This window comes from Deinococcus cellulosilyticus NBRC 106333 = KACC 11606 (assembly GCF_007990775.1).
Lineage (GTDB): Bacteria > Deinococcota > Deinococci > Deinococcales > Deinococcaceae > Deinococcus_C > Deinococcus_C cellulosilyticus.
The window spans coordinates 103,655-122,836 of sequence record NZ_BJXB01000014.1; the positions used below are offsets into that span (position 1 = coordinate 103,655).

18 protein-coding genes and 2 tRNA genes are annotated in these 19,182 nt (G+C 57.2%); 10 read left to right on the top strand and 10 right to left on the bottom strand.

All coding sequences use genetic code 11. The annotated features are described in order from the left end of the window. The 3 genes from DC3_RS15930 to DC3_RS15940 are packed head-to-tail and all read right to left on the bottom strand — an operon-like array spanning position 1 to position 2,059. Positions 1-828, bottom strand: a complete 828-nt coding sequence (locus tag DC3_RS15930) for a 4-(cytidine 5'-diphospho)-2-C-methyl-D-erythritol kinase (protein WP_146886121.1) — start codon at positions 826-828, stop codon at positions 1-3. 5 nt (positions 829-833) lie between these two features. Continuing rightward, positions 834-1,505, bottom strand: coding sequence for a 2-C-methyl-D-erythritol 4-phosphate cytidylyltransferase (ispD, locus tag DC3_RS15935; protein WP_246130700.1), 672 nt, complete (start codon positions 1,503-1,505; stop codon positions 834-836). Next, positions 1,502-2,059: a UbiX family flavin prenyltransferase gene (locus DC3_RS15940; RefSeq protein WP_146886004.1), complete on the bottom strand. Its 558-nt coding sequence runs from the start codon at positions 2,057-2,059 to the stop codon at positions 1,502-1,504. Before DC3_RS15940 ends, ispD begins: the two co-directional genes overlap by 4 nt. Positions 2,060-2,308: 249 nt before the next feature. Here DC3_RS15940 and DC3_RS15945 point away from each other — a divergent pair, with 249 nt between their 5' ends. Next, positions 2,309-2,935, top strand: a complete 627-nt coding sequence (locus tag DC3_RS15945) for a tetratricopeptide repeat protein (RefSeq protein ID WP_146886006.1) — start codon at positions 2,309-2,311, stop codon at positions 2,933-2,935. Positions 2,936-2,938: 3 nt separating this feature from the next. On the opposite strand, the gene DC3_RS15950 is transcribed toward DC3_RS15945, so the two are convergent. Then, complete coding sequence (locus tag DC3_RS15950) at positions 2,939-3,529, bottom strand: hypothetical protein (RefSeq protein WP_146886008.1); 591 nt, start codon at positions 3,527-3,529, stop codon at positions 2,939-2,941. 182 nt (positions 3,530-3,711) lie between these two features. Between DC3_RS15950 and DC3_RS15955 the strand changes: the two genes are divergently transcribed. Together DC3_RS15955 and DC3_RS15960 are read left to right on the top strand one after the other, a co-directional pair. Beyond that, positions 3,712-4,281: a hypothetical protein gene (locus DC3_RS15955; RefSeq protein WP_146886010.1), complete on the top strand. Its 570-nt coding sequence runs from the start codon at positions 3,712-3,714 to the stop codon at positions 4,279-4,281. Continuing rightward, a complete protein-coding gene (locus tag DC3_RS15960; protein ID WP_146886012.1) occupies positions 4,281-4,667 on the top strand; it encodes a DUF6915 family protein in 387 nt (128 codons plus the stop codon). Before DC3_RS15955 ends, DC3_RS15960 begins: the two co-directional genes overlap by 1 nt. 194 nt (positions 4,668-4,861) lie before the next feature. On the opposite strand, the gene DC3_RS15965 is transcribed toward DC3_RS15960, so the two are convergent. From DC3_RS15965 to DC3_RS15985, 5 genes are read right to left on the bottom strand one after another with little or no spacing between them, the layout of a single operon-like run. After that, positions 4,862-5,464, bottom strand: coding sequence for a response regulator transcription factor (locus tag DC3_RS15965; protein ID WP_146886014.1), 603 nt, complete (start codon positions 5,462-5,464; stop codon positions 4,862-4,864). Beyond that, positions 5,461-6,591, bottom strand: coding sequence for a sensor histidine kinase (locus DC3_RS15970; RefSeq protein ID WP_146886015.1), 1,131 nt, complete (start codon positions 6,589-6,591; stop codon positions 5,461-5,463). The genes DC3_RS15965 and DC3_RS15970 overlap by 4 nt, the downstream gene beginning before the upstream one ends. Before the next feature lie 60 nt (positions 6,592-6,651). After that, a complete protein-coding gene (locus DC3_RS15975; protein ID WP_146886017.1) occupies positions 6,652-7,404 on the bottom strand; it encodes an ABC transporter permease in 753 nt (250 codons plus the stop codon). After that, positions 7,401-7,865, bottom strand: coding sequence for a DUF2306 domain-containing protein (locus tag DC3_RS15980; protein ID WP_146886018.1), 465 nt, complete (start codon positions 7,863-7,865; stop codon positions 7,401-7,403). Before DC3_RS15980 ends, DC3_RS15975 begins: the two co-directional genes overlap by 4 nt. A 1-nt stretch (position 7,866) precedes the next feature. Beyond that, on the bottom strand, positions 7,867-8,736 hold the full coding sequence (locus tag DC3_RS15985; RefSeq protein WP_146886020.1) for an ABC transporter ATP-binding protein: 870 nt from the start codon (positions 8,734-8,736) through the stop codon (positions 7,867-7,869). A gap of 272 nt (positions 8,737-9,008) precedes the next feature. Between DC3_RS15985 and DC3_RS15990 the strand changes: the two genes are divergently transcribed. The 7 genes from DC3_RS15990 (at position 9,009) to DC3_RS16020 (ending at position 15,247) form a co-directional block, all read left to right on the top strand. Beyond that, positions 9,009-10,811 carry an HD domain-containing phosphohydrolase gene (locus tag DC3_RS15990; protein WP_146886022.1) on the top strand — a complete coding sequence of 601 codons (1,803 nt, stop codon included), beginning with the start codon at positions 9,009-9,011 and terminating at the stop codon, positions 10,809-10,811. 289 nt (positions 10,812-11,100) lie between these two features. Beyond that, positions 11,101-12,501 (top strand): hypothetical protein, encoded by a 1,401-nt coding sequence (locus DC3_RS15995; protein WP_146886024.1) that lies wholly within the window; start codon positions 11,101-11,103, stop codon positions 12,499-12,501. Then, entirely contained in the window at positions 12,498-13,640 is a 1,143-nt protein-coding gene (locus DC3_RS16000; RefSeq protein ID WP_146886026.1) for an ARPP-2 domain-containing protein, read from the top strand. The genes DC3_RS15995 and DC3_RS16000 overlap by 4 nt, the downstream gene beginning before the upstream one ends. A gap of 131 nt (positions 13,641-13,771) precedes the next feature. Further along, entirely contained in the window at positions 13,772-14,263 is a 492-nt protein-coding gene (locus tag DC3_RS16005) for a hypothetical protein (protein ID WP_146886027.1), read from the top strand. Beyond that, a complete protein-coding gene (locus DC3_RS16010) occupies positions 14,256-15,020 on the top strand; it encodes a metallophosphoesterase (protein WP_146886029.1) in 765 nt (254 codons plus the stop codon). The genes DC3_RS16005 and DC3_RS16010 overlap by 8 nt, the downstream gene beginning before the upstream one ends. 71 nt (positions 15,021-15,091) lie before the next feature. After that, positions 15,092-15,167, top strand: a tRNA-Asp gene (locus DC3_RS16015). A gap of 4 nt (positions 15,168-15,171) precedes the next feature. After that, positions 15,172-15,247: transfer RNA gene (locus DC3_RS16020), tRNA-Phe, on the top strand. Positions 15,248-15,388: 141 nt separating this feature from the next. Here DC3_RS16020 and DC3_RS29785 read toward each other — a convergent pair. After that, positions 15,389-18,877, bottom strand: coding sequence for an Ig-like domain-containing protein (locus DC3_RS29785; protein ID WP_186816073.1), 3,489 nt, complete (start codon positions 18,875-18,877; stop codon positions 15,389-15,391). Between the last annotated feature and the right edge of the window lie 305 nt (positions 18,878-19,182).

The following is a 19,182-nucleotide window of genomic DNA, read 5'->3' on the forward strand; positions in this document are numbered from 1 at the left end:
TCAGGACACTGTGTGTGCCGCTGTGCACCAGGAAGCAGGAAATTGCTTCCTGAGTTTGAGCACGGCCTCTTCAGCTTCCTGCTGGCTTTTTGCCAGGGCAAAACAGGTGCTGCCTGATCCACTCATCATCGGGCTGATCAGGTGGTGGTTTTGCAGGGCCTGCAGCACTTCGCCGATTTCGGGGTGTCTGGCGACCACAGCAGGTTCCAGGGCATTGAAGTAGGGCACCTCCTGCCTGTTGTGCAGGGCAGCAAGGATGTCCCGCAAAGGCAATTCCGGGGTGAACTGTCCTGTCTGATCCAGCCACAGGTAGGCGTCCCTGGCACTGACCTCTGTTCCAGGATTCACCAGCACCAGATGGATCTGCGGGAGCTTCATTGGAGAGAGTTTCTCACCGATGCCTTCTGCCAGGGCAGCCTGACCCACCAGAAAGAATGGCACGTCTGCCCCCAGCGACTTTGCCAGAGGATGCAGGTCAAGGTCAGAAGGAAACAGCGTTTTGAGGGCCATCAGGGTGGTGGCTGCATCGCTGGACCCTCCACCCACCCCTGAAGCCAGAGGAAGCTTCTTGTATAAGGTGATGTGCACCCCTGATTTGACGCCCGCTGCATCCAGATAGGCGCGGGCTGCACGGTACACCAGATTGCGTTCATCTGTGGGCAGGTCTGCCCCCTCCACCACCAGAGAAAGCTGGTCTGCAGGCCTGAATTCCAGGTGATCACCCACAGAGAGGGGAACCATCAGGCTGTGCAGGGTGTGGTACCCGTTCTCCAGAATTCCGGTGACCGAAAGCCCCAGGTTCACCTTGGCGGGAGCAAAACGTTTCAGGACGGTCACTGTGCAGAGCTCCTTTTCTGGTCCCAGATCTGGGCGAAGGCGGTGGCAAGCTCGAAATCTGCAGGGGTGGTCACTTTGAAGAGCCTGGAATCTCCCAGCACCAGTTCGACGTTGGAGGCGTACCGGCTGGCAAGCCCTGCATCGTCTGTGGCATCAAAACCCTCCTGCAGTGCCTTCAGGTGAGCGTCCAGAATGGTGTTCCTGCGAAAAGCCTGTGGGGTTTGCACAGCCCAGGTCTTGCTGCGGTCCACGAGGTAGCCCCAGAACCCACCAGAAGCATGCACGAGGGTATCCGTGGCAGGGAGTGCAGCCGTAACCGCACCACTTTGCACCACCCGGCCTTTGATGCGTTCAATGACTTTTGCGCTCAGGAAAGGGCGTGCAGCATCATGGATCAGCACAAACTCCGCCTCTGTGGCCTGCAGCAGCCGAAAAACCGTGTCCTGACGGGTTGCTCCACCCTCAATCTGTTTGACCCCCTGGTCCAGGGAGTGGCCTGCTGGAAGGGCCACCACCACCTCATCCACCAGAGGAGAGAGGTTGTCGATGGCGCGGTCCAGCAAGGTGCGACCGTTGAGTTCCACCAGGGCCTTGGGCACGCCAAATCCCAGACGGGTCCCACTGCCTGCAGCGGGAATCAGTGCAGCAAAACGGGGAAGTTTGCTCACTGTCCGGTCCACCTTTTCATGCGTCCGCTCTCCAGACCGAACTGGTCCAGAATGCGGGTGGTGAGGAAGGCCAGAACATCCTCCACGCTCTCAGGGGTGCTGTAAAAACCTGGACTGGCAGGCAGAATCACTGCCCCGGCATCATGGGCTTTCAGCATGTTCTCCAGCATCGGACGGGGATAGGGGGCCTCTCTGGGCACCAGCACCAGAGGCCTTCTTTCCTTGAGGGTCACATGGGCCGCCCGGGCAATCAGGTTGTCTCCCAGACCCAGGGCCACCTTCGCCAGGGTGGAACTGCTGCAGGGCACCACCACCATGCCCAGGGTGCGGTAACTGCCAGAAGCAATGCTGGCCGCCAGATTGCGGTCATCATGCACCTCACTGCCCAGGTCCAGCAGTTCCTGAATGGGGGTTTTGCCCTCGGTTTCCCACACCCGTTTGGCACCCTCCGAGACCACCAGATGGGTGTGCACCCCCAGGTCTTTCAAGGTGCGCAGCAGGTCCAGGGCGTAAGGGGCTCCGCTTCCTCCGGTGACGCCAACAACCAGTTTCATCAGGGTGATTCTGTCACAAAAAAGAGCCGGGGGCCAGGGGCCAGGGACTGAGAGCAAAACAGCAGCCTGGGCTTTCGTCAGAGCAATAGAATGCAGGCACACCATTTTTCTCCAGGGTTTCCAGAATCTCCTGGAGCACAGGACATCTCCACCATGGCACTGTATTTTGACTTGACGGTGTGATTTCAGCATTTACCTTGCTCTCGGCTCTCGGCATCCAGGCTCACCAAAATTTAGTACAACAGAAGCATGAGTCTTATCGAACAGGCCTGGAACGCTTTTGACGCTGGTGATTTCGAACAGGCCAGAACACTTTACGAGCAGCACCTTGATGCCCATCCCACCGACGAGCAGGCCCGTTTTGGTCTGGGTTATGTGTACGTGAACCTCGGGCTCTTTGAGGAGGCAGAAGGGCTTTACCAGGGGCTCTATCAGGAAGCCCTGCAATCCCAGGACCCCAGAGCCCATCAGGCCATGCACCAGATCGGCATGTTGCGGCGTGTTCAGGGAGATTACGCAGGAGCACTTACAGCCTTTGAGCAGGAGAAACCCCTGATTCCAGATGATCCCTTTCCCAGGGCCATCAACACCTATGAACTCGGTATGTGTCACCTGCGGCTCGGCAACACCGAAAAAGCCAGTGTGGAACTGCACACCAGTCTTTTTTACGCCCAGCGCAGCATGGACCCCATTGCCCAGGCCTGTGCCTACCGTGGCATTGGTGAGCTGCATCTGGCCCAGGACAATTACACGGAAGCGCAACCTGCTTTTCTGGAAGCCATCCGCTGTTTTGAGGCTGCAGGGGAGAAACGCGGGGTTGAGGACATCATCGAGTACATCAAGGAGCTTGAAGAGGCTTCCAGAAACAGCAATTGATGCTCAGAGCACTTCATGATTGGGCTGAAAGGTCACTCCAAACAGTTTGGTGATCTGTGACAGATCGGACTCTGGAACCAGGTATTCCCGTGCCACCCACTGCAGCTTTTCATCGAACACCAGATGGTGGATGTCTCCTGTGAGTTTGCGGGCCGCTTCCCTCAACAGGGTGGCATCGTCCACCTCTGAGGGAAGCACCTGAAAAATCACCACACGGTCACAGCAGGCAAACACCTGTTCCTGAATTTGTGGATCTGTGGTGTGGTCCAGCCAGATTTCGGACCAGTGGTCGTAATCGGGATCATCAAGGTCTGCGGGGAGCGCGAAGTTTTCTCCCAGCAGGGCTTTCATGTTCAGGTAGAACTGTCTGGGAGGTAGGGAGGTGATCAGGTCAAGGCCCATTCCCCAGTCTCCCAGAGGCCTTCTGCTGAACACCTCCCAGGCATGCTTGAGGGCATAGCTGTGGGCTGAGGCCTCATCAAAGAAAATCCGGTGTGGGTTGGTGCACACGTCCGCTGCAAACAGTGGGGCCATGGTCTCATCGGTGTAGAAAAAATCGCGCTCCACCACCAGAAAAGCCTTGTTGTTCTTCATGGAACCCTCCTGAAAAGACCGTGTTGCTTTCAGGATAGCGCTGTTGATGGCTGTTTGACATGTGCAGGTCCCATCAGGTGATCAGAGAGATGCCCCCAGCATTTCCAGACCGGGAACTTGCTGGGAGTTGATATGTCAAAAACCAAATTCACCCTGGTATTCTGTGAAAAAGGAGAATCAAGATGCCCAAAGCTTATCTGGTGATGGACCGCGATTACCTGTACAACGATGAAACTTACGCACCCTGGTTTGACGACAACATCTGCACCGAACCCATCCGCATTCTGGACACCCGTGAGGAAGCCGAGCAGTTTGCCAGAGAACTGGCATTGCCCCGTTTTCGCAACCTGTTGCTGGGAGACTATTCTCTGGGGTCGCCAGACCAGGTGACTTCCCTTTCACTGCCCGAGCTTTATGAGAAGCTCTCGGAAGCTACAGGAGACGTTTCAATTCTGCAGGCAGGAAGAAAATCTCCAAAAACGGCCTGGGCAGACATCGAAATTCCAGCCCACCTCAGCGATGAACGCCTGCACCAGGTGATGGACGTGCTGGACAGAATCCGCTTCTATGAAGTGGTGGAAAGCACCAGCGAAGACCCTCAGGCTCTGGAGCAGGCCAGGACCCTGATCAATGCAGGTGTGGTGGACCCCTCACAGCAACTCTACCGGGCTTACCGTGTGCCAGAAGAAGACATTGCAGAGGCCGTCAAGCTTTTCGGGCTGGAGTTCGAGCCTTTCGATGGGGGTCTCTGATGGCCCACCCCTACCACCACGCCCGCAGTTCAGCCCGCAAATTCGGCGGGGTGCCCGAAGACTACCTGGAGATTCACAGCTGGTTTGACCAGACCAAAGCCTCCTGGGCAGACCTCCGTCACCGCGCTGTCCTGCACTCCAGTTTCGGCATTTTCCTGTGTGAACAGGTCTTCGGGGTCACCATCACCCGCAAATCCGACGGCAAGGTGGTCCCCACCCGCCTGATTGGAGAGCAGCATGTCGTGGAAGACCTCGGGAAGATCCCCACCCTGCAAGACTGGCTGGAAGACCTGCCCTTCAAGGACTGGATGCTCAGAGGGGCCAGACCCCTCAGTCGGGAACTTGGAGAGGAGGTTTCGAGGGAAACGCCAGAGTCAGGGTCCTGAGGGGTAAGATCCCCCCGCACCGCGCTTCGCTTGGTGGTCCCCCCTTGACGAAGGGGGGGGTGGGAAACTCAGCTGGAAGCCCTCCCAGACAACTAACAATCCCCCTTATCAAGGGGGACAGTCCCGAGTGAAACGAGGGACAGGGGGATCTGGCCTCAGTGCTCCCACACGCCCACCACAAACCCCGGCAAAACCTACAACCACCCCTTCTCCCGTGCCATTCGCGCAGCTTCCACCCGGTTGCTGGCCCCGAGTTTGGAGATGGCCTCCGAGAGGTAGTTGCGCACGGTGCCCTCGGAGAGGTGCAGTTTTTCGGCGATCTGGTGAGAGGTCATGCCTTCATGGGCAAGGCGCAGCACCTGGCGTTCCCGGTCGGTGAGGGGGTCCTGGTCGGACCAGGCTTCTGCGGCCAGCATCGGGTTGATGACGATACCTCCTGCGTGCACCCGCCGGATGGCATCTGCGAGTTCATCGGATGGGGCGTCTTTCAGCAGGTATCCCTTGACGCCAGATTCCATGGCCCGGCGCAGGTAGCCTGCACGGGCGAAGGTGGTCACGATGATCACACGGGTTTTTGGGAGTTGCTGTTTGAGGTCCTGGGCAAGCTCCAGGCCGGTTTTCTCGGGCATCTCGATGTCGGTGATGACAATGTCCGGTTTGACCTCCAGCGCAGCTTTGAGGGCTTCGGCCCCATTCTTGGTGGCGGCCAGAACCTCAATGTCCCCTTCAAGCTCCAGCAATGCTTTCAGGGCACCCAGGATCATCACCTGGTCTTCTGCGATCAGGACGCGAATCATGCGGGCACCCCCTGGATGGATTTCTGGGGGTCCTGCTGGCCTCTGGGGATGCAGACTTCGATGGTGGTGCCAGAGTGGTTTTTCACGGAGAATTTTCCTCCCAGGGCTTCGGTGCGTTCCCGCATGCCCTTCATGCCGTTGCCGATGTGTTCTCCCACGCCCACCCCGTCATCGATGATCTTCAGGATGATGTTGCTCCGTTGTTCTTCCAGGGACACCTGGCAGTTCTGGGCTTTCGAGTGGCGGATGATGTTGGTGATGGCTTCCCTGAGGATCAGTTGCAGGGCGCTCTGCTGCTCAATGTTCAGTTCCACTTCGGTGACGAGGTATTCCAGTTTGATGCCTGCGGCGTCCAGGGCAACTTTGGCCCGTCCCAGCTCGCTTTTCAGGTCCGTGCCCTTGTAGCCCTGCACGGCCAGACGCACTTCGGTGAGGGCGTCCCGTGAGATTTTCTCCACTTCCTTGATTTCCTGCTTTGCCCGCTCGGGGTTGCGGTCCATCAGTTTGGAGGCCAGTTCAGTTTTCAGCACGATCACGCTCAGGGTGTGCCCCAGCAGGTCGTGCAGGTCACGGGCAATCCGTTCCCTTTCTGCAATGCGGGCCAGATTTTCTTTTTCTTTCTGCAGGGTTTTCATGCGCATGCCCGATTCCATCGCTGCATATCCGAAGTGGTTCCCGATGGCCACGGACACGGTCAGGAGCATTGTGGTGATCAGGTCGCCCCAGTGGATGTGCTGCACCACAATGCCCCAGACGAACACTCCCAGTGCAGCAACCGCTGTGGCAATGGTGATGGTCAGGCTGCGCTGGAAAGCCCCCAGACTTGCTGCATACACCAGGAACGTCAGGCCATTCCATTCAAAAAGAGGCATGCCGACAAAAAACGCCAGGAAGCACCAGAGCACAGCCACGATGTTCCAGTAAGGAAAACCCTCCAGGGGCCGTTCGGGTTTGATGGTGCGGAACACCCAGAAGTACAGGGCGAGAAAACCCGCAATGAGCAGACCCCCCTTGAGGACATCCATCACACCATGGATGTTTCCGATCATGTTTCCAATGGGGAAGGTCAGAAAGAAAAGCCATGCCACGGGCATGAAGCGGAACATGGAGTCTCGTCTTGCGTTCATTGCATCTCCAGTCTAAACCTCCCCCCCATGCCTGTGCACAGGGGGGAGGGAAGTGCTCAATCAACCGAAGTTCTTGCCTTCATCTCTGCGGTAGGCGACCAGGGCCATGGCAAAGAAGATCACGGCGTAACCGGCAACCCAGGCCCAGTGCACCAGTTCGGTGGTGTCGCTTTTGGCACCAATGTTCATCCAGCCAATCTGGGCGAAGTGGTAGGCGGGAGTGTAGGGGGCAATGTTGCGCAGGAACTCGGGCATGAATTCGAGGGGCATGAAGAGGCCACTGGCGAAACTCATGGGCAAAAAGATCAGGTTGGCAATCCCGGCAGCACTGTTGGGACCCCCCACGTAACCGATCCACAGACCCAGGGCCACGAAGGCCGAAACCCCGATCAGCAACTTGCCCACGCTTTTGGCAAACAGCAGCACATCGTAGTCCAGCTTGCCGACAAGACTGGCAAACAAGGCCAACAGCGCGATGATGAAGATCCCTTGCAGGAGTGCATTTACGACTTTGCTTGCGAAATACATCAGGGGATTGAGAGGGGTGACCCGCATGAGTTTCTGCCAGCCCAGACCCCGTTCGGCAGCAATGGAGACCCCGAAGGCAAAGAGCGAAGTGGAAATCAGGGAATATGCACTGAAGGAGACCAGGATGTAGGTTGCGGCATTCACTCCACCCAGCTGGTTTTTGGCGTTGGGCAAACCAAAAATGGCGAAGAACATGATGGGGAAGACCAGGGTGGGAATCAGGTAGGCAGGCATGCGGACCAGACGGATCAGTTCAGAGTAGACCAGATACAGGAATCGGTTCATGAGGTTCCTTTCGCAAAATAACGGCGGTTGAGTTTCCTGCCGTAGATGGGAAGCACAAAGAAGGGCAGGGCGACCAGCACCCAGAACGACCACTGGGGCACATCAAACATCCTGAAGAGGATCTGGTTGAGGGTGGCAATGCACACGAAAGCCAGACTGGACAGCATGTTGTTGTAGTGCAGGCCGATCCAGCGTGGCCCCAGTTTCCTGCGGTTCAATACGGCCCAGTAGGCCATCAGGGTGAAAAAGAGCCCGATGGTGGTGATGACTTCAAAAGGGCTGATCTCAGGTCTGCGGGCACCAATCAGGTAGGCAGAGGCTGCAAAGCCAAGCCAGGACAGCAGGTAAGCTTTTCCTGCAATGCGGTGCAGAGGAGCTTTTCTCTGCAGGTTCACTGCGGTGAAGCCAGAAAGCAGTGCCGTGCCGGCGGTGACCACATGAAAGAGGACCAGTCCGTCCATGTCAGTTTCTCGCGGTGAGGTTCAGGAAGGCTTCTTCCAGGCTTGCCTTGCTGACTTCCAGATCCGTGATGTCGTGGTGCAGGATTTCCCGCAGGGCGGCTTCCGGGGTGCGGGTGTACACCTCGTTGACCCCGTTGATGTTCACGCGGGTGACCCCTGGCAGGGTCCTGAGTTGCTGTTCCTGGACCTGTCCGTGGAAACGGATGCGGGTGCCCCCCACCTGTTCTTTGATGGCTTTCGGGGTGCCCTCCACAATCACTTTGCCCTGGTCAATCACCAGCACACGGTCCGAGAGGGCGTCGGCCTCTTCCAGGTGGTGGGTGGTCAGGATGACGGTCTTGCCCTGGGTCTTGAACTGGCGCACACTTTCCCAGAAAGCTGTTCTGGACTGCACATCCATCGCCACTGTGGGCTCGTCCAGGAAGAGCACATCCGGGTTCCCACACACACTGAGGGCGAAACTCAGGCGTCTGCGTTGACCTCCAGACAGGTTGCCGCACAGGCGCTCTGCAATGTCCATCAGGTCGGCCATTTCCATGACCTGACGGGCCGGGAGGGGCCTGGGATACAGCCTGCGAAAGAGTTCCACCGCCTCTTTGACTTTCAGGGTTGCCGGGAGGTCGCTTTCCTGCAGCATGGCCCCCAGGCGGGCTCTGGCGCGGGGAACCCTGGGGTCCATCCCGTACACTTTCACGGTTCCGCCCGTGGGTGCCCGCATGCCCAGCATGATGCTGATGGTGGTGGTTTTTCCTGCCCCGTTGGGCCCCAGAAAAGCCAGGACCTCTCCCTGGTCTGCAGAAAAAGTCACGCCCTTCAGGGCTTCAACGTTTCCAAAATGCTTTGTGACATTCACAACTTCGATGGCTTTCATGCCTCAAGGGTATGCAGAAACACAGTTCAGCAGTAGTCACGGGTGTCAAAGGTTGCAGGTGACAAGTGTCATCTGTGCAGAAGGCAAAAGGCATGCAAGGCTCAGGCAAAAGCCCAATGAAAAGCTGTGCTTCAGCTCTGGTAATCAAATGGACGGCTGCAATGGCCTTCTGCTTTCTACCTTCAGCCTTCTGCTCCCTCCCAGATCACACCCTGCTGCACTGTGATCAAGCATACTGAAAGAAGCATGCACCCCCAGGAGGCGATGTCCCGATGAAGTTTCCCGAACAAGACCCCACTCCGGTTCCGGCCATCCCCTCCAGCCAGACCCTGCAACGGCTGCTGGACCTCAGCAGTGAGGGAATGATGGTGCTGGAACCTCAGGACAGCACCTCTGACTGGACGGTTCGTTACGCCAATGCCAGTGCGGCACGCATCACCGGCCTGAGCGAGACGGACCTGCAAGGGCAGAGTTTCAAGAGCCTGTTCCCCCTTTCGGAATCCGATCTGGCCCGCATGACCCAGGGAATGGAACTTAATGCAGGCAGTTACCAGCTCACCATCACCCCTCTGGGAGATGCCACGATGGCAGTCACCTGCAGGCCCCTCCAGCAGAGCATGGACCACCTGCTGGACCACACTGACAGCTTCTTGCGGGTGTATTCCAGGGATGGGCAGTGCACGTATGCGTCACCTTCTGTGCAACGGTTGCTGGGGTACAGTGCAGATGAACTTCTGCGCCTGAAACCAGAAGCCCTGATCCACCCTGAAGACCAGCGGGTGATTCACAGCGAACACCACATCAACCTGCAGTTTGAAGACCTCGGGGAGGATTTTCCTTTCGAGTACCGCATTCTGAACAGTGCCGGAGAGATCCGCTGGGTGTCTTCCCGTTCCCGCAAAGTCCTGGGCAGCAACGGTGAACCTGAGTTTCACCTGACCACCAGTGACATCACCTCCCGCAAGCAGGCAGAGCTTGATGCCCAGGAAAGACAGGAGCGCTATGGGGCCCTCCTCAACCTGACCTATCACTTCGAGACCGTCAATGATCCCGATGATCTGGCGACCGGGGCGCTCAGGGCTGTGCTTCCCCTCACCGAGTACCGCTATGGGGGGTACATCAAGTTTGTGGGTCAGCAGGGGGTCATGCTGTGGTCGTCTGGCGGGCCAGAACTTGAGCAGGAATTGAAAGGGATCGCCCAGCGGGTCAACAAGATCCGTTTCCTGTTGATGTTCCGCAAACTGGGTCCGCAACTGTACCAGTCTGGAAGCACCCCTGCCCTGGACCAGCTTCTGGGCAATGCTGAGCTGTGGGCCAGTTTTGGTGTGCTGCCCATTCACGGCAATGGCGAAGTGCTGGGATTCCTGCTGCTGGGTGCGCCCACACGCATGACAGCTTCGGAATCCACCCGCAAGCTGCTCACTGTGGTCTCTGAGCGGGTCAGCCTGACCTTCGGGCGTCTGGTGGACATGGCCAACCTGCAACGGGCCAGGGAGGAAACCCTGCGCGCGATGGGTCTGGTGCTGGAATACCGGGATTTCGAGACCAAGGGCCACACCGAACGGGTCACCGAACTGGCAGGCCGCCTCGGGAAACGCCTGAGGGTCAGTGAGGAAGAACTCGATGACCTGCGTCTGGGCGCCTACCTGCACGATGTCGGCAAGGTGGCCATTTCGGACATGGTGCTCTTGAAACCCGGCAAACTCAATGAGGAGGAACGCAAACTGATCCAGGAGCACCCACAGGTTGGCTACCACCTCCTGCAGCAGATTCCCACCCTGAGGCCGACAGTGCTGGATGTGGTGCTGTACCACCAGGAACGCTGGAACGGCACAGGCTACCCTGAAGGGCTCAGTGGCAAGAGCATTCCGTACCTGGCCCGGATTTTTGCAGTGGTGGATGTGTACGACGCCCTGACCAGTGACCGCCCCTACAAAAAAGCCTTCGACTGGAAAACCGCCTGTGACATTCTGGAGAAGGAATCGGGCACTTTTCTGGACCCCGAGATCACCCAGGAATTCATCCGCATGATCACCGAAACCCATGCAGAATCGCCCGTGCAATCTGGAGAGTGACGCTGGGCTGCAGCAATGGCGTAAGGCAAATTGACAGTGCGATCCTGCACTGTTTCTTCTACAATCAGAACATCAGCCTGCCTGTGGGACTGATGGGCGACTTCCGAGACATACCTCTGTAGTGTGAACCTTCTGTCGCCCTGCCTACTTCCCGGGCAGGCTGTATTTTTGAAGTTTGCAGTTGACAGTTCAGAGTTTACAGTTTTTCTGTCTGGCAAAAGCTTTTGCTCAGGAAGTCTGTGAACTGTTCACTGCCAACTGTGAGCTGTCTACTTTCAAGGAGAAACCCATGGACATTGCCCGCGAAGACCTGAGCCTGTTTCTGAACGCCTGCGCTGCTGCCACCGCACAGCGGGAGTTTTACAGTTCAGAGGAGGAGCAGCGGGTGTCCCTGACTTTTCTTCATGAGTACATTTGCGGAAACTACCGCACCCTGTACGCCAGAACGCTGGCTGCAGGGATCAACCACCACAATCAGGCAGAGGTGATCTTTCAACTGCTGAGCACAGGGAAAGCCTGCCCGCCAGACTTCCGGGCCACCGAAAACCAGCTGATCACAGCTGCCCTCAGGCAATTGCCCTCCCAGAGGGCCTGGAAGTTGCTTCAGCGTTTGCAGCGCTCAAGGGTCAACAACCGGCGCACCCGCAAGGTGATCGAGGGGTTCATCCAGAGCCGCAACGACCTGCCTTTTGATGCTGTGAAGTACCGCCACAAGGTGAAAGCTTCCATGCAGCACGCCCACATGAAAAGCACCGGAGAGGTTTCCCGTTTCCTGTTCGAGGGACTGAAAAAACCTTTTGAGACCCCGCTGCTGGAGCAATATCGGACCGCCCACTACAGCAAAGAAGCCCTCTATGACCTGCCTTATTCCATTGCAGAGGGGTTTGCGGCAAAGCATGGTGTTTCCAGAAAGGATTTCCTGAAGCGCATCGAGGGAAAACTCACCGAGCGTGAACGCCTGAGGGTGCAAAACAGCAGCGAGGGCAAAATCCAGTTGAACCCTGAGAAGCTCAGCCTCACCGAGTTGTGCTCTTACGTGCTGGGTCTTTCTTTGCAGGAACGCCGCAGCAGGGGAGAAGAGCTGATGTCCTTTCTGACCCGTGCCACGCGGGCCACCCTGCGTCGCGCGGGAAGACTCCCTCTGCCCGAGCACAAAGTTGCAGCAATCCTGGACAACTCCTACTCATCCAGCGGGTCCAGCATGAAGCAGAACCGTCCTCTGGCGGTGGCGATGTCCGCTGATTTTCTGCTGGGAGCCTCCTGCAGCCAGTACCGCGCATTCTGGACCCATCCGGTGGGAAATCCCTTGCTCAACCATCCGAAAGGCCAGACCTACCTGGCAGAGCGTCTGCTGGATGCTCTGGAATGGGGAGCCCAGACAGTGCTGGTGGTCAGCGATGCCTGCGAGAACGATGTGCCTGATGCATTCGAGCAGACTTATCAGGCCTACAGGCGAATGGGTGGGAAGGCCAGCATCATCCACCTGAGCCCTGTATTTGATGCGGAGACCTATCAGGTGAAACCCCTTTTAAAAGACTTGCCTGCGCTGGGCATCCGTGCAGGAGAGGACCTCGCGACCACCCTGGCCTTCGCGAGGTTCAGTGCCAGAGAAACCACCCTGCTGGAACTTGAAACCTACCTGCAGTCCCGCGTGGACGCCCTGATCGGGCAACTGGAGAGACAGCCATGAGCACAGACACCCTGAACCTGACCGGCCTGCGCGCCGCACCCTCACAGGTGTGCGGGGCCTTCCGTCTGGTGCCGTTGCTGCGTGAGACCCCCTGCCTGGACGTGCGCATGACCCCTGAGCGTTACCAGCAGGCCTACAGCCAGGTCAAACTGGACGATGGCACCGAATACTGGGCGTTCATTCCTCACGGGTACATCCTGGACTGGGCGAAGGGCAATGAAGCCACCGTCAGCATGGGAGGACAATTGAAAAGGGCCACCCAGGGCAAGAGTCCGCCCGAATGGTTCACCATCCAGACCCACCACCGCATGGTGAAACGCCAGAACGCCAACAGGGTTCGCCTGCTGCCCCTGCACCTCAGCATGGAGGCTTTTCTGGGGCTGCACTTCGGAGGACCGGACATCGCATGGCCCGAGTACTCGAAGTACGCGAAACGCTATGGACTGGGATTCCGCAGTGAAACAGCGGTCTCTGGAAGGGGCCTGTACAGGTTCGAAGAGGCCCTGCGCACCTTCGAAATCCATGAAGGCCAGGTGGGTGTCCTGATCTACACCGCAGAGAAACTGGCCAGTGTTTTTGTGGTGCCTACTCCTCAGGATTACCGCCTCCTGCACCAGACCCTGCTCGATGACTTCTATGGAGAGCTGATCTACAGGTACGCAGTGTGGCTGAACCATCAGGAATTGCCTGTCAAACTGGACGTGAAAAATGCCCGTTCCCTGTCTGACCTGCGCTCTGCTTTGCAGGAAGCCAGAACCCTCTGGGCCGAATTCAGCACCCAGGGCATGGGCCTGGATTTGCTGGGCCGCAGCATCCAGCGTGAGGTGATCTACAAGCCTGCCCAGTTGCGTCTGGAGCGCTTCATGACCGATCTGGACCTGAGCACCACCAACACCATCGGGGAGCGTCTGGTGCGCAGCAATGGCGAGGTGCTGTACCTGAAGACCTTCCAGCTTGGCGCAGACCAGACCAAAAGGGCATGGTGGCTGTCTCAGCTCGCGAAGCACCACTGGCACATTGACACCACAGCCCAGGCCCTGAACCTGACCCGGGATGAGGTGGTGCGGGGAATGCAGAGGGCAGGGTTCGGGTACCTGCTCAATCCAGAGTTGCTGAAAAGGGCCACCAGAAAGCGTTGAGTTCAGCCTTCTGATTTTAGCCCTCGGCGCTTGGCTCTCGGCTCTCGGCTTTTTGCCTTCAGCCTTCTGCCTTCTGCAAATTGCATGCCTCCAACCTTCCAAATCTGCAGAAATCCCCTAAAATGACGTGTATGGACTTCCTCACCCCGGAGCAGCTCCAGACCCTGCGCGCCCCTCTGATCCGCGAAGAGAGCAGCGAGGTGCTGGAACGCCTCAACACGCTATTTGCACATGACTGGAGTCTGGAACTCGATGTGTTCGATGTGGAACACCCCACCGTCCGGGCACGCCTTCGCATCCAACACATCACCCGTGATGGACTGGGACAGGCAGAAAGCCTAAAAGAGGCTGAAAAAAGAGCCTTGCTGAGTGCAGCACGTGTTCTGGGCATGGGTACAGGGGAGGCCACTGCACAGGCCAGCACCGCACCTGCTGAACCTGCCAAACCCAAAGCCCACCAGCACATTGATGAATTGATGGAAAAATGCAACCAGGTGGGTCTGGGCCTGGAAGCGGCCAAACTGAGCATGCAGTACAAAGGCTACGGCGAAACCCTCGAAGACAGCCGCAAGCTCTACGTCGCCCTCAGGGAACTCCTGAAGAAGAACGGGCACCATGCTTAAGGTTTACGCCATCGGAGACGTGCATGCCAGCTGGGGCCACCTCTGGCGTGCCCTCAAAGCCACCCCCCTGATTGACGACCAGGGGAACCCCACCGCCCTGATGAAGTCGGGAGATTACCAGCTTGTTCTGACCGGGGACCTCATCCACCCCAAGACCCTGATGGAATACTCCCTGATGACCGGCATCGACAATTTTGATCCTGAAAACCCCCAGCACCTGTCGAGTGCAGCCCGTTCCCAGATCCGTGAACTGAACCGCCTGAAGCGCACCTTCGATGCCTGTGAGGGCAACATGCACATTCTGCTGGGCAACCACGACGATGCAGCCCTGACCCACAAGTTCAGCCTGGGCTCGGGGTTTGGCACCAAGCACAATGAGTTTGACCCTTCCAAAGGCGGCCGGGAATTCCCTGAAGAGTTGCGGACCTGGATGGAAAGCTTCCCCAGAGAGATCATTGTGGGGCGCACCCACTTTGCCCATGTGGGACCCATGCCCACCCATGCCATCTTCGATGAGTTCTTCTATTCCACCCGGGAGCACAAAACCTGGTGGGAGGAACACCCAGACTGGGTGGAGATGTTCGGATATGTCTTCGGGGTTTATGGTCATACGGTGATGAAAGACGGCATCCACATGGACGCAGAGCAACGGGTCGCAATGATTGATGCGCTGGAAGCCGGTCAAATTCTGGAACTCACCTTTGGGCCGGACCTTTCCCAGAAACCAGAAGCCAGAATCTTAAGCTTTAAAGCCTAAGGGTGTTGACATAAATCCTGGGGTCATATATAGTTTTCTTCGCTGAAGGGCACGCCCGGAAGCGCAAGAGTGGTCCGGTAGTGTAGCGGTTAGCATAACTGCCTGTCACGCAGTAGGTCGCGGGTTCAAATCCCGTCCGGACCGCCACTCTGGCAAGGTAGCTCAGCTGGTAGAGCAAACGACTGAAAATCGTTGGGTCGGCGGTTCAAATCCGCCCCTTGCCACCACAATCCCCAGATGGAACTCCCATCTGGGGTTTTTTTTGGTGATCATGCCCTGGGTGAGCACAGCTAAAGCTCGAGACCCAGACGAAAAAGGAGGACTGGAATTCCAGTCCTCCTTTTTGTTGCAGATGGATTTGAAGATGTTCAGGGTTGAGGCACAAGAATCGGGGTGCTGGAGGACTGGAGGGAGAGAACCCCCAGCTGATTGTCGCTATTGGCTCCCCAGCAGTAGCTCTTGTTGTCCATGGAAATTCCACAGGTGTGAAAGACTCCAGCCACCACAGTTTTGAACAGCACAGGGCCAACTGCAGGTGTAGGGGTCAGGTGAACGGATGTCATGGTTCCATTTCCAAACCTGCCCCCCAGATTTTTGCCCCAGCAGTAAACTTTCTGATCGGTGGCCACTGCACAAACGTAACCATGATCCGGGCCGGACAACGAACTGAGGCCATTGCCTGCAGAAATGCTGGTGAACTGCAAGGCGGTGTTGACAGCTTTGGGGACAATGCTGCGGAACTGGGTGCCATCTCCCAGTTGACCTTCGAAGTTGGCTCCCCAGCAGTAGGCTTTCTGGTCAAGGGTGAGGGCACAGGTGAAGCTCTGTCCAGTGGTCACCGTGGAGAACTGCAGGTCTCCGAAGACCAGCTGGGGGACGGCAGTGCTGGTCAGGGTTCCGTTGCCCAGCTGTCCTTCAGAGTTGGAACCCCAGCAATAGATGGTGTGTTCAGGGGTCACACCACAAGTGTGGTTTTCAGCTGTGGAAAGGGAGGTAAAGGTGTGGCCCCCCTGCACTGGATAAGGCACTGCTGCGACCGGGTCAGGAATGGCAGCAATGCCCAGGTGGTCCCCTTTTTCGCCCCAGCAGTAAGCTTTCTGATCGGTGGTGAGACCACAGGTGTGGGCTCGATAACCTGCCACCAGAGAAGCCCAGTTGTTGCCCACCGTGGGACCCGTGAGGTTGATGCCTCCATTTCCAAACTGCCCCCGGCTGTTGTCTCCATAGCACTGGGCGGTGTGGTCCACCGTCACCCAGCAGGCGTAGTACGTGCTGTTGGTGTGGACAAAACCAGCAGCAATGCTGATGACGCTTTTGTTCTCAGGCACCGCCGTGGGCAACCCCTGGACAGGAGACTCTCCCCAGCAGTAGCCCCGGTCATCCAGACCAATTCCACAACTGAGTTTGCGTTTCAGTGAAAAAGCCTTGAAGTCCTGGATGTTTCTGTGGGGGACTGTGAGGGACACACCTCCAACACTCGAGTTTCTGGCTGCAACGCCCAATTGCTCGAATTCGTTGTTGCCCCAGCAGACCACTTTCTGGTCTGTACGGATGGCACAGACATGACTGTTCCCGGCCGACACAGCTGTCAGAGGGACATCCGTTGCCACTTTGTTTCCGCCACAATAGGTTTCCTGAGTGGCGGTGATGCCACAGGGCAGTCCTGTTTCTCCAATGATGCTGGCAAAAACAATTTCTGTGTTGTTCGCATCTTTGACAACCTGTGGTTCACTGTTCTTGGTCCAGCAATATGCCCTGTTGTTGGTTGCAAAGGCACAGATTCTGCCGCTCCCAGTGGGGATCAGGTCCTGAAAGTTCAGGTCTGGCAGGATGGGGGAGGGCGTCATGTTGCCAGACCAGCAGTAAACTTTCTGACTGGTGGTCAGACCACAGAAATGGTGGTGACCGGCCCCAATCTCAGTGAAGTTCAGATTTCCTGTAACAGGTTCAGGAGTCGATGGAAACAAAGACATGGGGCTGCCCCAGCACATCGCAGTGCCACTGGGGGCAAGGACACAAATGCTGTGTGGTGGGTCTTCCTCGAGTATGGATTGGGCTCCAAAAGCCACAGCGGTGACCGTCATTCCATTGAGCCCCATATAAGATTCGTTGCAAATGACCTGTCCTGCGGCATTCAGACCACAGACCAGAGTTCTGGCAAGGTTGCTGGTGTCGATCAAAGACACCACATTCATTCCTGCACTGAGGCCAGTCGGAATGGTGGGTGTGGTCAGCCCATCCCCCCAGCAGTAGATGTCTTTGGTGGTGCTCAGACCACAGATGAACGTTTCAGAGGTGCCCATCAGTGAGCTGAACTTCAGGTTTCCTGTGACAGGGGTGGGTGGACCTGCAGGGGAAATGAATCCAGCACCCATCTGACCCACATCGTTTTTTCCCCAGCAGGTGGCTTCTCCTGCAGCGTTCAGGGCGCAACTGGTGTGGCCAAATGCAGTGATCTGGGCACTTGAGAACGTGGATGAAATGACATTCAGGGTGACTGTGGCGGTCTGGCCATCGGCACTGGTGGCAGTGATGGTGGCCTGTCCAATGGCCACAGCAGTCACGAGCCCTGAGGCATTCACCGTGACTGCATTGCTGTTGCTGCTCCAGGTGACCGGTAGATTGGCATTCAGCTGTCTTGTGTTCCCCACTTCCAGTGTGGTTGAAACAGGTGAAATGGCCAGTCGGGTTTTCACTGTGATGGTGACCGTGGCAATCTTGGGTTCTGCAGTCTGTGCGGTCAGTGTGGCTGTGCCCTCACGCAATGCAGTGACTTTGCCGGTGGCATCCACCGTGAAGATGGAGGTGTCACTGCTGCTCCAACTGGTGACCGGTTCACTGGCACGGTACTGCTGGGTGTCTCCAGCGTACAGGAAAGTCCTGCTGTCGTCCCGGGTGATCACAAGGGCTGTTTTCACCTCAATGGGCAAAATGGCCTGTCGGCCATCTGCGGTGGTGGCAGTGATGAAGGAGGCCCCCACCTTGACTCCGGTGAGCAGTCCAGTGTTGTCAATTGTGGCAACGGAGGTGTCACTGCTGCTCCATCCGACCACCGGTTCACTGGCGACCAACTGGCTGGTTCTTCCCACCTGAATGGCCCCGCCCATCACCGTGATGGCAGGGGCAACTTTGACTTCGATTTCCACGGTGGCCTTGCGACCATCAGCGGCAGTGGCAGTGATGGTGGTTTTGCCCAGTGCTTTGGCAGTGACTTTTCCGGTGTTGTCCACCGTGGCCACCGTGGTGTTGCTGCTCGTCCAGGTCACGGTGTCATTGGCGGTCAGCTGCAGGGTTTTGTTCGGGGTCAGAACGCCACCTGCAGGGGTGATGGCGAGGTCTGGGGCAGCTTTGACCTCGATTTCCACGGTGGCCTTGCGACCATCAGTGGCAGTGGCAGTGGCAGTGATGGTGGTTTTGCCCAGTGCTTTGGCAGTGACCAGTCCAGTGGCACTGATGGTGGCCACAGTGGTGTTGCTGCTGATCCAGGTGACACTCTCGCTGGCATTGAGCTGCAACGTTTTGCCAGGGGCCAGCTGACCTCCTGGTGGGGTGATGGTGATGCTGGATTTGACTTCCAGTTGAGCGGTGGCTTTGCGACCATCGGTTGTGGTGGCCGTGAGGGTGGTTTTGCCTGGGGCTTTGCCAGTGGCGAGACCGGAGTTGTCGATGGTGGCGACAGTGGTGTTGCTGCTGATCCAGGTGGCGGTTTCGGTGGCGGTGAATTTGAAGGTTTTGCCGACTTCGACGGTGGCACTTTCGGGCTGGATTTTGACTGCAGGCCTGGGGGTGACGGGGTTGCAGGCAGTGAACAGCAACACCAGAAAGAGGAGGAAAAATGGGACAGGACGGACCATCATGAGCACTCCTTTGCATGAAAAAACACAATCTACAACTCTGCTGAACTGGGCTGCAAATGATAAGGCAGAGACCAAGTCCATTTTACACCTTCCTCTTTTTCTTTCAGGTGACGGATTTGAATGAATCCCTGAGCAGGGAAAAATGGCATGGTCTGATTGAAGAAAGAGAAAAGCAGAAAAATTGAGTTCAAAGGTCAAAAAACCCACCCTTCATGCATGTTCAACGGCTGAGATGTTGAACCTGACCCATAAAGACGTGAAATGTGGCATGGTGGAAGGCATGGGAATCCGTGTCGTGCCTTTTG

Excerpts from the sequence above, each read along its gene's own strand:
- DC3_RS15975 (WP_146886017.1), bottom strand. The coding sequence starts at position 7,404 with ATGAACCGATTCCTGTATCTGGTCTACTCTGAACTGATCCGTCTGGTC.
- DC3_RS15985 (WP_146886020.1), bottom strand. The coding sequence starts at position 8,736 with ATGAAAGCCATCGAAGTTGTGAATGTCACAAAGCATTTTGGAAACGTT.
- DC3_RS15960 (WP_146886012.1), top strand. The coding sequence starts at position 4,281 with ATGGCCCACCCCTACCACCACGCCCGCAGTTCAGCCCGCAAATTCGGC.
- DC3_RS15980 (WP_146886018.1), bottom strand. The coding sequence starts at position 7,865 with ATGGACGGACTGGTCCTCTTTCATGTGGTCACCGCCGGCACGGCACTG.
- DC3_RS16010 (WP_146886029.1), top strand. The coding sequence starts at position 14,256 with ATGCTTAAGGTTTACGCCATCGGAGACGTGCATGCCAGCTGGGGCCAC.
- DC3_RS16000 (WP_146886026.1), top strand. The coding sequence starts at position 12,498 with ATGAGCACAGACACCCTGAACCTGACCGGCCTGCGCGCCGCACCCTCA.
- DC3_RS15950 (WP_146886008.1), bottom strand. The coding sequence starts at position 3,529 with ATGAAGAACAACAAGGCTTTTCTGGTGGTGGAGCGCGATTTTTTCTAC.
- DC3_RS15955 (WP_146886010.1), top strand. The coding sequence starts at position 3,712 with ATGCCCAAAGCTTATCTGGTGATGGACCGCGATTACCTGTACAACGAT.
- DC3_RS15940 (WP_146886004.1), bottom strand. The coding sequence starts at position 2,059 with ATGAAACTGGTTGTTGGCGTCACCGGAGGAAGCGGAGCCCCTTACGCC.
- DC3_RS15990 (WP_146886022.1), top strand. The coding sequence starts at position 9,009 with ATGAAGTTTCCCGAACAAGACCCCACTCCGGTTCCGGCCATCCCCTCC.
- DC3_RS15970 (WP_146886015.1), bottom strand. The coding sequence starts at position 6,591 with ATGAACGCAAGACGAGACTCCATGTTCCGCTTCATGCCCGTGGCATGG.
- DC3_RS29785 (WP_186816073.1), bottom strand. The coding sequence starts at position 18,877 with ATGATGGTCCGTCCTGTCCCATTTTTCCTCCTCTTTCTGGTGTTGCTG.
- DC3_RS15965 (WP_146886014.1), bottom strand. The coding sequence starts at position 5,464 with ATGATTCGCGTCCTGATCGCAGAAGACCAGGTGATGATCCTGGGTGCC.
- DC3_RS16005 (WP_146886027.1), top strand. The coding sequence starts at position 13,772 with ATGGACTTCCTCACCCCGGAGCAGCTCCAGACCCTGCGCGCCCCTCTG.
- DC3_RS15995 (WP_146886024.1), top strand. The coding sequence starts at position 11,101 with ATGGACATTGCCCGCGAAGACCTGAGCCTGTTTCTGAACGCCTGCGCT.
- DC3_RS15945 (WP_146886006.1), top strand. The coding sequence starts at position 2,309 with ATGAGTCTTATCGAACAGGCCTGGAACGCTTTTGACGCTGGTGATTTC.